The sequence below is a fragment of the Paenirhodobacter ferrireducens genome, assembly GCF_004022265.1.
GTDB lineage: Bacteria > Pseudomonadota > Alphaproteobacteria > Rhodobacterales > Rhodobacteraceae > Rhodobacter > Rhodobacter ferrireducens.
Genome location: NZ_SAVB01000027.1, coordinates 21239 through 34975 on the forward strand (window position 1 = coordinate 21239; position 13737 = coordinate 34975).

General features: G+C 64.7%; 18 protein-coding genes. All 18 read right to left on the reverse strand.

Annotated features, from left to right (window positions below; translation table 11 throughout):
• Positions 1–6: 6 nt before the first annotated feature.
• Positions 7–717, reverse strand: coding sequence for a 30S ribosomal protein S3 (gene rpsC, locus EOW65_RS17520; RefSeq protein ID WP_128151636.1), 711 nt, complete (start codon positions 715–717; stop codon positions 7–9).
• Positions 717–1097 (reverse strand): 50S ribosomal protein L22, encoded by a 381-nt coding sequence (gene rplV / locus EOW65_RS17525; protein ID WP_121534854.1) that lies wholly within the window; start codon positions 1095–1097, stop codon positions 717–719. Before rplV ends, rpsC begins: the two co-directional genes overlap by 1 nt.
• 5 nt (positions 1098–1102) lie before the next feature.
• Positions 1103–1381, reverse strand: coding sequence for a 30S ribosomal protein S19 (rpsS, locus tag EOW65_RS17530; protein WP_113901736.1), 279 nt, complete (start codon positions 1379–1381; stop codon positions 1103–1105).
• A 3-nt stretch (positions 1382–1384) separates the two neighbouring features.
• Positions 1385–2221: a 50S ribosomal protein L2 gene (rplB, locus tag EOW65_RS17535; RefSeq protein WP_128151638.1), complete on the reverse strand. Its 837-nt coding sequence runs from the start codon at positions 2219–2221 to the stop codon at positions 1385–1387.
• Between the two features lie 178 nt (positions 2222–2399).
• Positions 2400–2843: a hypothetical protein gene (locus EOW65_RS17540; RefSeq protein WP_128151640.1), complete on the reverse strand. Its 444-nt coding sequence runs from the start codon at positions 2841–2843 to the stop codon at positions 2400–2402.
• A gap of 255 nt (positions 2844–3098) precedes the next feature.
• Entirely contained in the window at positions 3099–3395 is a 297-nt protein-coding gene (locus tag EOW65_RS17545; protein WP_121534851.1) for a 50S ribosomal protein L23, read from the reverse strand.
• Positions 3392–4012, reverse strand: coding sequence for a 50S ribosomal protein L4 (rplD, locus tag EOW65_RS17550; RefSeq protein WP_113901732.1), 621 nt, complete (start codon positions 4010–4012; stop codon positions 3392–3394). The genes EOW65_RS17545 and rplD overlap by 4 nt, the downstream gene beginning before the upstream one ends.
• Positions 4009–4737, reverse strand: a complete 729-nt coding sequence (gene rplC / locus EOW65_RS17555) for a 50S ribosomal protein L3 (protein ID WP_128151642.1) — start codon at positions 4735–4737, stop codon at positions 4009–4011. The genes rplD and rplC overlap by 4 nt, the downstream gene beginning before the upstream one ends.
• Positions 4738–4748: 11 nt before the next feature.
• Positions 4749–5057, reverse strand: a complete 309-nt coding sequence (gene rpsJ, locus EOW65_RS17560; RefSeq protein WP_013066043.1) for a 30S ribosomal protein S10 — start codon at positions 5055–5057, stop codon at positions 4749–4751.
• Between the two features lie 198 nt (positions 5058–5255).
• Positions 5256–6431 carry an elongation factor Tu gene (gene tuf, locus EOW65_RS17565; RefSeq protein WP_128151644.1) on the reverse strand — a complete coding sequence of 392 codons (1176 nt, stop codon included), beginning with the start codon at positions 6429–6431 and terminating at the stop codon, positions 5256–5258.
• Between the two features lie 66 nt (positions 6432–6497).
• On the reverse strand, positions 6498–8612 hold the full coding sequence (gene fusA / locus EOW65_RS17570) for an elongation factor G (protein ID WP_128151646.1): 2115 nt from the start codon (positions 8610–8612) through the stop codon (positions 6498–6500).
• A gap of 14 nt (positions 8613–8626) precedes the next feature.
• The gene (gene rpsG, locus EOW65_RS17575) at positions 8627–9097 is read right to left on the reverse strand and encodes a 30S ribosomal protein S7 (RefSeq protein ID WP_121534849.1); all 471 of its coding nucleotides are present in this window, start codon (positions 9095–9097) and stop codon (positions 8627–8629) included.
• A 12-nt stretch (positions 9098–9109) separates the two neighbouring features.
• A complete protein-coding gene (gene rpsL / locus EOW65_RS17580) occupies positions 9110–9481 on the reverse strand; it encodes a 30S ribosomal protein S12 (RefSeq protein WP_096433949.1) in 372 nt (123 codons plus the stop codon).
• A gap of 271 nt (positions 9482–9752) precedes the next feature.
• Positions 9753–10475: a phosphatase PAP2 family protein gene (locus EOW65_RS17585; RefSeq protein ID WP_128151648.1), complete on the reverse strand. Its 723-nt coding sequence runs from the start codon at positions 10473–10475 to the stop codon at positions 9753–9755.
• On the reverse strand, positions 10462–11904 hold the full coding sequence (locus EOW65_RS17590) for an ArnT family glycosyltransferase (RefSeq protein ID WP_128151650.1): 1443 nt from the start codon (positions 11902–11904) through the stop codon (positions 10462–10464). The genes EOW65_RS17585 and EOW65_RS17590 overlap by 14 nt, the downstream gene beginning before the upstream one ends.
• Positions 11879–12187: a lipid-A-disaccharide synthase N-terminal domain-containing protein gene (locus tag EOW65_RS17595; protein WP_113901740.1), complete on the reverse strand. Its 309-nt coding sequence runs from the start codon at positions 12185–12187 to the stop codon at positions 11879–11881. Before EOW65_RS17595 ends, EOW65_RS17590 begins: the two co-directional genes overlap by 26 nt.
• A complete protein-coding gene (locus EOW65_RS17600; RefSeq protein WP_128151652.1) occupies positions 12184–12906 on the reverse strand; it encodes a glycosyltransferase family 2 protein in 723 nt (240 codons plus the stop codon). Before EOW65_RS17600 ends, EOW65_RS17595 begins: the two co-directional genes overlap by 4 nt.
• A 111-nt stretch (positions 12907–13017) precedes the next feature.
• A complete protein-coding gene (locus tag EOW65_RS17605; RefSeq protein WP_128151654.1) occupies positions 13018–13731 on the reverse strand; it encodes a hypothetical protein in 714 nt (237 codons plus the stop codon).
• Positions 13732–13737: the final 6 nt, after the last annotated feature.

Here is a 13737-nt window from a genome sequence, read left to right on the forward strand (position 1 = left end):
TACCCCTCAACGAGCGTCGCGACGCGGGCCACGCGGCGCCGGGCCCTCCTGGGCCTCGGCGGACTTGCGGTCGCGTGCTTGCGGATCATGTTCCATGATCTCGCCTTTGAAGATCCAGACCTTCACGCCGATGATCCCGTAGGGGGTCGACGCTTCGGACAGTGCATAGTCGATGTCGGCACGCAGGGTGTGCAGCGGCACGCGACCTTCACGGTACCATTCGGTGCGGGCGATTTCCGCGCCGCCGAGACGGCCGGCAACGTTCACCCGGATGCCGAGGGCACCCATGCGCATCGCGTTCTGCACGGCACGCTTCATCGCGCGACGGAAGGACACGCGGCGCTCGAGCTGCTGCGCGATCGATTCGGCCACCAGCTGGGCGTCGAGCTCGGGCTTGCGGACCTCGACGATGTTGAGGTGCAGTTCCGACTTCGTGAAGTTCGCCAGCTTCTTGCGCAGGACCTCGATGTCCGCGCCCTTCTTGCCGATGATGACGCCCGGACGCGCAGCGTGAATGGTCACGCGGCACTTCTTGTGCGGACGCTCGATGATCACGCGGCTGATGCCGGCCTGCTTGGCTTCTTCGTGGATGAAGTCGCGCATCTTCAGGTCTTCGAGCAGCATGTCACCATAGTCTTTCGACTCGGCGAACCAGCGGCTGTCCCAGGTGCGGTTGACCTGGAGGCGCATCCCGATCGGGTTGACCTTCTGTCCCATTACGCACGCTCCTCGATCTGACGCACCTTGATGGTGATTTCCGAAAACGGCTTCATGATCTTGCCGAAACGACCACGGGCGCGCGGACGGCCGCGTTTCATGACCAGGTTCTTGCCGACCCAGGCTTCCGCGACGACCAGGTTGTCGACGTCGAGGCCATGGTTGTTCTCGGCATTGGCGATGGCCGACTGCAGGCACTTCTTCACGTCACCGGCGATGCGGCGCTTCGAGAAGGTGAGATCGGCGAGAGCCTTGTCGACCTTCTTGCCGCGGATCATCGCAGCGACGAGGTTCAGCTTCTGCGGCGAGGTGCGAAGCATCTTCGTCTTGGCGAAAGCTTCGTTGTCCGCCACGCGGCGCGGATTGTTTTCCTTACCCATGGCTCTTACTTCCTCTTGGCTTTCTTGTCGGCGGCGTGACCGTAATAGGTCCGGGTCGGCGAATATTCACCGAACTTCTGGCCGATCATTTCCTCGGTCACGTTGACCGGGATGTGCTTCTGGCCGTTGTAGACGCCGAAGGTCAGACCGACGAACTGCGGCAGGATGGTGGAGCGGCGCGACCAGATCTTGATCACGTCCGATTTGCCCGAAGCTTTCGCCTTCTCCGCCTTCTTCAGCAGATAGGCGTCGACGAAGGGGCCTTTCCAGATAGAACGTGCCATGTGTTAGCGACCCTTCTTGGCGTTGCGCGAACGGAGAATGTACTTGTCCGTCTTCTTGTTCGAGCGAGTCTTCTTGCCCTTGGTGTCCTTGCCCCACGGGGTCACCGGGGTACGGCCACCCGAGGTCCGGCCTTCACCACCGCCATGCGGGTGGTCGATCGGGTTCATCGCGACGCCGCGGACGGTCGGACGGATGCCCTTGTGGCGCATACGGCCGGCTTTACCGAAGTTCTGGTTCGAGTGGTCGGCGTTCGACACGGCACCGATGGTGGCCATGCATTCCTGACGCACGATGCGCAGCTCGCCCGACGAGAGGCGGATCTGGGCATAGCCGCCGTCACGGCCGACGAACTGGGCGTAGGTGCCCGCGGCACGGGCCAGCTGACCGCCCTTGCCCGGCTTCAGCTCGACGTTGTGCACGATCGTACCGATCGGCATGCCCGAGAACGGCATCGCGTTGCCCGGCTTGATGTCGTGCTTCGGACCCGAGAAAACGGTGTCGCCGACGGCGAGACGCTGCGGCGCCAGGATGTAGGCGAGCTCGCCGTCCTGGTACTTGATCAGCGCGATGAAGGCGGTACGGTTCGGATCGTATTCGATCCGCTCGACGACCGCCGGGACGTCGAACTTGCGACGCTTGAAATCGACGACGCGGTAGAGACGCTTGGCGCCACCACCCTTGTGCCACATCGTGACGCGCCCGGTATTGTTCCGGCCACCGGTCTTGATCAGGCCCTCAGTGAGGGCTTTGACCGGACGGCCTTTCCAAAGCTCCGAACGGTCGATCAGAACCAGCCCACGCTGGCCCGGCGTCGTCGGCTTATACGACTTGAGTGCCATGCTTTCTGTCTTCCGTTAGCTTGCGGCGGGTTGCCCCGCCTGTCTGTGTGTAAAGGGCCCCGAAGGTCCCCGAGTTCAATAGTCAAGCGCCCCGGAACGAATCCGGGGCTGCGGGACTGGCGCGATGTAGCAGGGTTGGGGTGGGGAGTCTAGGGGGAACCCACCCCACCAATGCGCCTTATGCCCTCACAAGAATCTCGATCTGCTCCACCGAGACCCCGAGGCTGTCAGCCAGCAAGTTTTTTGCCTCGCGAATAGTCAGCGGCCGAACACCTGACGCCCCCTCTTCGTCCTCATCGACAGGGTCGATGACCCCCTCGAGTTCCTCGACTTCCCCCGCAGCGATTTGCCCAATACTAATCCGGCTGTACGCCCACACGAACCTCGACGTAGCGCCACGGCGGCCGACCAGGAACTCACCGCAGCCGGCAGCCTCAAGAGCCCGAGCCAACGCAACGGCAGCCGATCGAGAAATATCGATCACCTGCATCATCCGTTCGATTGTGGTTTCCCGAACATCCCTCTGCTTCTCGGCACACCAGTCCAAGAAAAGCTTCGCATTCTCGTCCGAAGCATAAAGTGCACGAACTGCAGCGACGACGTTGGTATCAATGTTATCCATCATAATGGTTCTCCTTTTTTAATCCAGGGCACCCTTGCCCATAACACAAAACATACACCACAAAGGCACGCGAGTCAACCCTTAAACTCGCATATGACTTCCTTATTTGTGATTAAAGATCTTTTATTATAAATATATCTTCCATTTTACGATTAGACCGCCTCCTCGCCCCGACAAAAACACCCGACGTTATGCTACCCCAAAGCAAAAGGCCCCCGCTTGCGCGAGGGCCTTTCCAGGTTCTGACAGATCGGCTCAGAGGCCGGTCGAGACGTCGATCGTCTGACCGTCTTCCAGCGTCACATAGGCCTTCTTCACGTCCGAGCGCACGCCGGCCATGCCGCGGAAACGCTTGGTCTTGCCCTTGGTGATGGTGGTGTTGACCGCCTTCACCTTGACACCGAAGAGGGTCTCGACGGCTTCCTTGATCGCCGGCTTGGTAGCCGTTTTCGCGACCTGGAAGACCACCGCGCCGTTCTCCGAGGCCATGGTGGCCTTTTCGGTGATGATCGGCTTCACGATCACGTCGTAGTGTTCGGGTTTCGCGCTCATTTCAGGCGAGCCTCCAGAGCTTCGACACCCGCCTTCGTGAGGACCAGGGTCTCACGCTTGAGGATGTCATAGACGTTGGCGCCCATCGAGGGCAGCACGTCGATGCCTTCGATGTTGCGCGCGGCTTTGGCGAAGTTCTCGTTCACGGCGGAGCCGTCGATCACCAGAACCTTCTTCCAGCCCAGCTCCTTCGCGGCCTTGGCAAGCAGCTTGGTCTTGGCTTCGGCCATGTCGGCCGCATCCAGAACCACGAGGTTGCCGGCTTTCGCCTTGGCCGAGAGCGCGTGGCGCAGGCCGAGCGCGCGGAACTTCTTCGTCAGGTCATGGGCGTGCGACCGCGGGGTCGGGCCCTTGTAGACGCCACCGTGACGGAAGATCGGAGCCTTCTTGGAACCGTGACGCGCGCCACCGGTGCCCTTCTGGCGGTAGATCTTCTTGGTCGAGTACGACACGTCCGACTTGCCGAGCACCGAGTGGGTGCCAGCCTGGGCCTTCGCGCGCTGCCAGCGCACGACGCGGTGCAGGATGTCGGCGCGCGGCTCGAGGCCGAACAGCGCATCGTCCAGATCGATCGAGCCGGCCTTGCCGCCGTCAAGCGTGATCACATCGAGTTTCATGCTTCACCCCCTTCGACCGAGACTTCTTCGGCCGGAGCAGCGGCAGCCGTCTTCAGACCGGCCGGCATCGGAACGTCCGACGGCAGCGGCTTCTTGACGGCGTCCTTGATGGTGACCCAGCCACCCTTGGCGCCGGGCACGGAGCCCTTCACCAGGATCAGGCCGCGGTCGGCATCGGTCTTGACGACCTGGATGTTCTGCGTGGTGACACGCACGGCACCCAGATGGCCAGCCATCTTCTTGCCCTTGAACACCTTGCCCGGGTCCTGGCACTGGCCGGTCGAACCGTGCGAACGGTGCGAGATCGACACGCCGTGCGAGGCGCGCAGACCGCCGAAGTTGTGGCGCTTCATGACGCCCGCAAAGCCCTTACCGATCGAGGTGCCGGCGATGTCGACGAACTGGCCGGCATTGTAGTGCTCAGCCGAGATCTCGGCACCGACTTCGATCAGGTTTTCCGGGTCCACGCGGAACTCGGCCAGCTTGCGCTTCGGAGCGACGTTCGCCTTCGCGAAGTGACCACGCATCGCAGCCGACACGCGCTTCGCCTTGGCTTCGCCGGCGCCGAGCTGAACGGCCGAATAGCCGTCGGTCTCGACGGTGCGCTGCGCGACGACCTGGAGGTTGTCGAGCTGCAGCACGGTCACCGGGACCTGCTTGCCGTCTTCGAGGAACAGCCGGGTCATGCCCAGCTTCTTGGCGATAACACCAGAACGTTGAGTCATGGCGTGCCTCCTCAGACCTTGATCTCGACGTCGACGCCAGCGGCGAGGTCGAGCTTCATCAGCGCGTCCACGGTCTGGGGGGTCGGGTCGACGATGTCGAGCAGACGCTTGTGCGTGCGGATTTCCCACTGGTCGCGCGACTTCTTGTCGATGTGCGGACCACGGAGAACCGTGAATTTCTCGATCTTGTTGGGCAGCGGGATCGGCCCGCGGACCTGTGCACCGGTACGCTTGGCGGTGTTCACGATTTCCTGGGTGCTGGCGTCCAGCACGCGGTAATCGAACGCCTTGAGCCGGATGCGGATGTTCTGACCACTCATTTAGTCTTGCCTCTCGCAGGGGCTATCAGGTTGAGAGGCAGACACCGCCGAATGCGACGCCTGCATCGAACCACAATCTCTTGGAGATCCGGGGCGCTCTACGGGAGGCACCTGAGTCTGTCAAGAGCAAATGGTGCGCCCGAAGGCGCACCATTCATTCGCATCTCGATGTCGGTGGCGGGTCGCCCCGCCGCCCGATCACTTGAGGATCTTGGAGACGACGCCGGCGCCGACGGTGCGGCCGCCTTCACGGATGGCGAAGCGGAGCTTCTCTTCCATCGCGATCGGGGCGATCAGCTCGACGGTGAACTTCAGGTTGTCGCCCGGCATCACCATCTCGGTGCCTTCCGGCAGCTTCACGGTGCCGGTGACGTCCGTGGTGCGGAAGTAGAACTGCGGACGGTAGTTCGCGAAGAACGGCGTGTGACGGCCGCCTTCTTCCTTCGTCAGGATGTAGGCCTCGGCCTCGAACTCCGTGTGCGGCTTCACCGAACCCGGCTTGCACAGAACCTGACCACGCTCCACGCCGTCACGGTCGATGCCGCGCAGCAGCGCGCCGATGTTGTCGCCAGCCTCGCCGCGATCCAGCAGCTTGCGGAACATCTCGACGCCCGTGCAGGTCGTCTTCTTGGTGTCGCGGATGCCGACGATCTCGAGTTCGTCGCCCACGTTCACGGCGCCACGCTCGACACGGCCGGTCACAACCGTGCCGCGGCCCGAGATCGAGAACACGTCTTCGATCGGCATCAGGAACGGCTGGTCGACAGCGCGCACCGGGGTCGGGATGTACTCGTCGACCGCCGCCAGCAGCGAGCGGATCGAGTTCTCGCCGATTTCCGGATCACGGCCTTCGAGCGCGGCCAGAGCCGAACCCTTGACGATCGGGGTCTCGTCGCCCGGGTAGCCGTAGGCCGACAGAAGTTCGCGGATTTCCATTTCCACGAGCTCCAGCAGCTCTTCGTCGTCCACCTGGTCGACCTTGTTCATGTACACCACGATGTACGGGATGCCGACCTGACGGCCGAGCAGGATGTGCTCGCGCGTCTGCGGCATCGGGCCGTCGGCCGCCGAAACCACCAGGATCGCGCCGTCCATCTGCGCAGCACCCGTGATCATGTTCTTCACGTAGTCCGCGTGGCCGGGGCAGTCGACGTGCGCATAGTGACGCGCGGCCGTCTCGTATTCCACGTGCGCCGTCGAGATCGTGATCCCGCGGGCTTTCTCTTCCGGCGCGCCGTCGATCTGGTCGTAGGCCTTGAATTCACCGAAGTACTTGGTGATCGCAGCCGTCAGCGTCGTCTTGCCGTGGTCAACGTGGCCGATCGTGCCGATGTTGACGTGCGGTTTCGTCCGTTCAAACTTTGCCTTTGCCATACTGGCCTCCTGTAGTCCGTGAACCTGGGAAGAGGCGCCCGGGGTCGCCCCCGGACGCCGTCAACCTCAGGCGTATTTCTTCTGGATCTCGTCCGAGATGTTCTGCGGCACGGCTTCGTAGTGATCGAAGATCATGGTGAAGACCGCGCGGCCCGAGGACATCGACCGCAGGTTGTTGATGTAGCCGAACATGTTCGCGAGCGGCACGAAGGCGTTGATCACGTTCGCGTTGCCGCGGGTGTCCTGGCCCTGCACCATGCCGCGACGGCTGGTGAGGTCACCGATGATGCCGCCGGTGTATTCTTCCGGGGTCACCACTTCGACTTTCATGATCGGCTCGAGCAGCTTGGCGCCGGCCTTCTTCAGGCCTTCACGCATCGCCGCGCGGGTCGCGATTTCGAAGGCGAGCACCGAGGAGTCGACGTCGTGGAACGCACCGTCGATCAGCGCCACCTTGAAGTCGATCACCGGGAAGCCCGCGAGCGGACCCGAGTCCATCACCGACTTGATGCCCTTTTCGACGCCGGGGATGTATTCCTTCGGCACCGCACCGCCCACGATCTTCGACTCGAACGAATAACCTTCGCCCGGTTCGGTCGGGGTGATGACGAGCTTGACGCGCGCGAACTGGCCGGTACCACCGGTCTGCTTCTTGTGCGTGTAGTCGATTTCGGCTTCGCGCGAGATCGTCTCGCGATAGGCCACCTGCGGCGCACCGATGTTCGCCTCGACCTTGAATTCGCGCCGCATGCGGTCGACGAGAATGTCGAGGTGAAGCTCGCCCATCCCCTTCATGATCGTCTGGCCCGATTCGAAGTTGGTCTCGACGCGGAAGGACGGATCCTCGGCCGCGAGACGCGCCAGAGCGATGCCCATCTTTTCCTGGTCAGCCTTCGACTTCGGCTCGACGGCGATCTCGATCACCGGCTCGGGGAAGGTCATGGTTTCCAGGACGACCGGCTTGGCGGTGTCGCACAGGGTGTCGCCCGTGGTGGTTTCCTTCAGGCCGGCCAGCGCGATGATGTCGCCCGCGAAGGCTTCTTCGATTTCCTCGCGGTTGATGGCGTGCATCATCATCATACGACCGATGCGCTCTTTCTTGCCCTTCGTCGCGTTCAGGATCGAGTCGCCCTTCTTGAGGACGCCCGAGTAGATGCGGGTGAAGGTCAGCGAGCCGACGAAGGGGTCGTTCATGATCTTGAACGCCAGAGCCGAGAAGGGCTCTTCGTCCGCCGGATGACGCTCGATGTTGCGGGTTTCCGTTTCGTCGCCCGGGGCGAAGCCCACGTAGGCCGGAACGTCCACCGGGCTCGGCAGGTAGTCGACCACGGCGTTCAGCATCGGCTGCACGCCCTTGTTCTTGAACGACGAACCGGCGAGGACCGGAACGAAGGCCATGGCAAGGGTGCCCTTGCGGATCAGCTTGCGCAGTTCCGCCTCTTCGGGCTCGGTGCCCTCGAGGTAGGCTTCCATCGCGGCGTCGTCCTGTTCGACGGCCAGCTCGACGAGCTTGCCGCGCCATTCGTCGGCGACGTCCTTCAGCTCGTCACGGATCGGCTGACGGACCCAGCTCGCGCCGAGGTCTTCGCCCTTCCAGACCCATTCGTCCATGGTGACGAGGTCGACAATGCCTTCCAGCTTGTCTTCGGCGCCGATCGGCAGGGCGACCGGGGCCGGGGTGGCGCCGGTGCGGTCCTTGATCATCCTCACGCAGTTGAAGAAGTCAGCGCCGATCTTGTCCATCTTGTTGACGTAGACGATACGCGGAACCTTGTAGCGGTCAGCCTGACGCCACACGGTTTCGGTCTGCGGCTCGACGCCAGCGTTGGCGTCGAGCAGACACACAGCACCGTCGAGCACCGCCAGCGAGCGTTCGACTTCGATGGTGAAATCGACGTGGCCGGGGGTGTCGATGATGTTGAAGCGGTATTTCGGCCCCTCATGGGTGCCGGTCTCGGTGCGCTGCCAGAAGGTGGTCGTCGCAGCCGAGGTGATGGTGATACCGCGTTCCTGCTCCTGCTCCATCCAGTCCATCGTCGCGGCGCCGTCGTGGACTTCGCCGATCTTATGGGACTTGCCGGTGTAGTAGAGGATGCGCTCCGTCGTCGTGGTCTTGCCCGCATCGATGTGGGCCATGATCCCGAAGTTGCGATAGAGCTCCAGCGGATATTCGCGTGCCATGAGGGGTTCCTCTCTTACCAGCGGTAGTGGCTGAACGCCTTGTTGGCGTCGGCCATCTTGTGGGTGTCTTCCCGCTTCTTCACGGCAGAGCCGCGCGAGTTCACCGCATCGAGAAGTTCGCCCGCAAGGCGTTCTTCCATGGTGTGCTCGTTGCGGTTCTTCGCCGCGGTGATGAGCCAGCGAATCGCCAGCGCCTCACGACGGGTCGGACGCACTTCGACCGGAACCTGGTAGGTGGCACCGCCGACGCGACGCGAACGCACTTCGACCGAAGGCTTCACGTTGTCGAGCGCCTCGTGGAAGACTTCCACGGGCTCGCGCTTGAGCTTGCCTTCGATCCGTTCGAGGGCATTGTAGACGATCCGCTCGGCAGTGGACTTCTTGCCGTCGATCATCAGGTTGTTCATGAATTTGGTCAGCACGCGATCGCCATATTTGGCGTCGGGCAGAACTTCGCGCTTCTCAGCGGCGTGACGACGAGACATGCTTCACACTCCTCACTTCGGCCGCTTCGCGCCGTATTTCGAACGACGCTGACGACGATCCTTGACGCCCTGGGTATCCAGAACACCGCGCAGGATGTGATAGCGCACACCCGGAAGGTCCTTCACACGACCGCCGCGGATGAGCACAACGGAGTGCTCCTGCAGGTTGTGCTTTTCGCCCGGGATGTAGGAGATGACTTCGAAGCCGTTCGTCAGGCGCACCTTGGCGACCTTACGCATAGCCGAGTTCGGTTTCTTCGGCGTCGTGGTGTAGACGCGCGTGCAGACGCCGCGCTTCTGCGGGCACTGCTGAAGGTGCTGCGATTTCGATCGCTGCACCTTGGGCTGCCGCGGCTTGCGGATCAGCTGCTGGATGGTAGGCATTCCGGTTCCCCGTGTTTGCTCTGTCAATACTCTCAACCCGGCCCGGTGGGATCCCCGCGCGAGGCTGAGCCGCTTCTCGACGGCGCTTCACGCAGATCGTGAAACGCCAAACCGCACCCTTCCCGTCTTGCGGCGGGGCGAATGCGTCGTCGTCTTCAGGGAAAGAGGCCGGTTGGCCGGTCCTGACCGCTGAAATCCACCTTCAGGACACACTGCGCCCATCAGGTAGCGGCGGCTATAGGAGGAGTCGGACCCCTTGTCAACAGCGCCCTCAGGGCGCCCCGGCGGCATTGCGCCGCGTCCCGAGCTGGCCGGCGAAGAGGGCGTAGAGCCCCCAGGCGAGCGTCAGGGTGATCAGCGCGGCAAAGACCGCGTCCGAGGCGAAGTGCCGCCCCGTCGCCACCCGCTGCACGATGACGAAGGCGGGGATGAACAGTGCGACAGCGCGCAGATACAGCCGCTGCCAGCCCTCGATCCGGGTCCAGAGCACCGAGGCAAGCCACAGCGCCACGGCGAGCGCCACCGCCGCCGAGACCTCGCCCGAGACAAAGGAGCAATTGCGCGCACACTGGTCGGTAAAGGTGCCTGCCGGGGTGAACAGCTTGGTGCCACCGAACTCGGTCACGAAGGCCGGGCGGGCGCGACCGGAATAGGCCTTGAGAAAGCCGTTCACGATCAGCCCCGGCCCGAGGACATAAAGCGCCACGACGAATCCCCAGGCCCGCGCCGGCAGGCCCCAGACGCTGCGCCCCTTGGCAAAGGCGCGCAGCCCGGCGACGATCGCCACCGCAAGCACGATCAACGCCAGATCCCACAGCCGCTGCCGCAGCCATTCCCACAACGGGTTGGTGATCACGTCGAACCCAGATCCCGCATGCCAGAACAGCCCAGAGACCGCCAGATCGACCGAGGGCGCGCCACGGAACAGCATCACCGCGGCGAACCAGCCGGCCAGCAGCCAGCGTCCGGTCAGGCTCAGGTCAAGACGCGGCATTCAGGCACTCTCCCGGCACGATGTAGGGGGTGACCCCCTTCCCCTCCCAGGTGCCCGAGCCGTTCAGCATTCCTGCCGGCGGCACGGGCCCCGCGCCGCAGTCGATCGGGCTGCGGCGAATGACCAGAATGCGGCCGGCAAAACCCGCGGGCAATGGGAAATTCTGCTCGTAATAGTTCATCGGCCGGCCCGTCGGGCGCGGCGCATAGATCGTCACCCCGGCATCGCGGCCGGTGTAGAAGAGATCAGCAAGGATGTCGCGGTCGTCGCTGTAGACCGGCACGCCCTCGGCGGTGGCAAGGGCGAGGATGCGCCGGCTCAGCTCGGTGCGGCCGAGATAGCGGTTCAGGAGCGGCTTGCCGCCCGGCGCGGGCCACGGGGCCAGCACCGTCAGCGCCGCGACCGCCGTCACCGCGGCAAGATTCGTCACCAGCGCCAGCCACCGGCCCCACCGCGGCAGCACCAGAACGGCCAGAATCACCCCCGCGAGATAGGCCGAGACTGCCCAGTTCGCATAGGCCTTCTCGAGCAGCGCCTGCAGCGTCACCACGAGCAGCGGCGGAAGCGTCAGCACGGCCAGAACGCGCCGTTCCGCCGTGCGCGCGCGCAACACGCCGAAGACCAGCCCGCCCATCGTCACCGGGCCGAAGACCGCGATCTGCGCCACAAGCCAGCCGCCCATCGAGCCCCAGTTCAGCCCCGCGCTCTCGCCCTCGCGCAGCCAGCCGACATTGTCCATCGTGTGCTCGAGCGTGGCGAACTGATGCGTCATGTTCCAGGCGACATTCGGCGCGATCACCAGCGCGAAGGCCAGCGTCGCGAGCAGCGCATTGCCCCAGCTGATCCGCCGCGTGGGCGCGACCAGCACCGCCAGCACGATCCCCGCCGGCAGGAACAGCGCCACGTATTTCGCCATGAAGGCAAAGCCCGCGCACAGGCCAAGCGCCAGCGCATCGCCCGCCCGCCGGCTCTCGCCAAGGCGCCAGAAGAACAGCATGCCGCCCGCGAAGAAGGGCGCCATCACCGTGTCGGTGGAGATCATCGCCGAGCCGACGGCGGTGAAGGGCAGCGTGACGTAAAGCGCCGCGGTCCAGATCGCCGCGCCGCGCCCGGCGATGCGGGCGGCAAGCGCCGCAAGGATCACACCGGTCAGCCCGTGCAGCAGCGGCGCCGGCAGCCGCACCCAGAACGGCGCGCTCGATCCCGCCAGATCGGTCACAGCGCGGATCAGCCAGCCGATCAGCGGCGGCTTCGAGTAATAGCCGAAATCGAAGCGCTGGCCCCAGAGCCAGTATTGCGCCTCGTCGACGAAGAGGTCGGTGCGGTCGAAGGCCAGTGCCAGCACCCGCGCGACCGTCACTGCGGCGACGATCGCCAGCGCCGGGCCGAGCCAGCCGCGCGCCTCAGGCTTCACGTCGACGCTTGGCATAGATCAGCCACAGGTTACGGGCGTAGATCACCACGCCAAGCGCCTGCCCCAGGATGAACACCGGATCGGCGCGGTAAAGCGCATAGGCGAGCAGCATCACCCCGCCCGCAAGCGAGAAATACCAAAACGCCACCGGCATCACCGAGTCCCTGGCGCGCTCCGACGCGATCCACTGCAGCAGGAAGCGCGCGGTGAACATCAGCTGCGCGGCAAGGCCGAAGATCACCCATGCGAGCTCGGTCATCGAGCCGACATGGAGCAGCTTTTCCAGCCATTCGGTCATTTCGTCACCTCGGTCGGGCGCGCCGTCTTGCGGCGCCGGATCAGCCAGGCAACGCCCGCCAGATCGACGATGCCGACAAGTCCGCGCTGCAGGTTCGAATAATGCGAGCGCCCGCCGCCGCGCGGCCGATGGCTCACGTCGACATGCGCCACGCCCCAGCCGTCACGCGCGAAGAGCGCCGGCAGATAGCGGTGCATGTGATTGAAATAAGGCAGCTCCAGATAGGCCGCGCGACGGAAGGCCTTGAGCCCGCAGCCGGTGTCGCGGGTGTGGTCATTGAGCACCCGCGCCCGCAGCCCGTTCGCGAATTTCGACGCCAGCCGCTTCGACAGCGTGTCCTGACGCGCCACGCGCTGCCCGGCGACCAGCCCGATCGCCTCGGACCCGGGTGCCTCGAGCGGCGCGATCAGCTTCGGCAGTTCCTCGGGCGGGTTCTGTCCGTCGCCGTCGAGCGTCGCACAAATCGCCCCCTGCGCCACGCGCACACCCGAGTTCACGGCGGCCGACTGCCCGCCCGACAGGTCGTGGCGCAGCACCCGCAGCCGCGGCGCCCGCGCCAGCCTCGCGCGCAGAATCTCGGCCATGCCGTCGTCCGAGGCATCGTCGACCACGATCACCTCGTAGTCGCGGCCCGCAAGCGCCGCGTCGATCCCGTCGAGCAGCGTCTCGATGTTTTCCGCCTCGTTCTTGGCGGGGATCACGATGGAAACTTCGGTCATCTGTCGCGGCCCTTTCCGCCCGGCACGGGCCGCCACCTCTTACCCGCAGGCCCCGAAGTTGTAAACGGAGCACGCGCCGGGGGCCGCCCCCGGCGCGGCGCTCGGCACGGTTCAGCCGAACTGGGCGAAGAGCTTGGAATAGGGCACCTTCAGCGCGCCACGGGCCGCAAGGGCCCCGGCCACGTCCCCGCTGTCGGCCGCGGCCCGGAACGCCCTGGCCGAGGCTGCGAAAGCATCGACCAGCGGCGCATAGGCGGGATTTTCCGCCTCGGGCGCCGGGTTCGCGACGATCTGTGCCGCGAGATAATCGAGCACCGCCGCATCCCCCGCCAACGCCGCCGCGGCCCCCGGCCCCATCGCCGCATAGTCGCGCCCCAGAACCTCTTCCATCGCGGCGTGATAGGCGTTCATCCGGTCGGAAAAGCCGATCAGCCCGGCGCGCTCATGCAGCCCTGCAATCTCGGCCCGCACGCCCTCGAGCGTCTCATGCGCCGCCGGCAGCTTGCCCGCCGCGACCTCGTCGCGGGCCTTGCCGATCAGCGCCGAGACCGCGTCGAAGGTCTGCGGCAGCGCGGCATCGGCGGCGTATTGCGGCGGCGGGGTGGTGCCCCATTGCGCCGACATCTCGCTCCAGGCGGTGTCGAACCCCGCCAACGCCTTCGCCGTCTCGGGCGCCTTTCCGGCATTCGACAGAAACAGTGCCGCGCGATAGTCGCCATAGACCGCGCGCAGCTGCGCCTCGGCATCGGTGAAAGGGCTCGCCAGCGCCGGCAGCGCCAGCGTCCCAAGGACGGCCGCAAGCGCAGCCTGGGTGATCCTGTTCATTCTGTC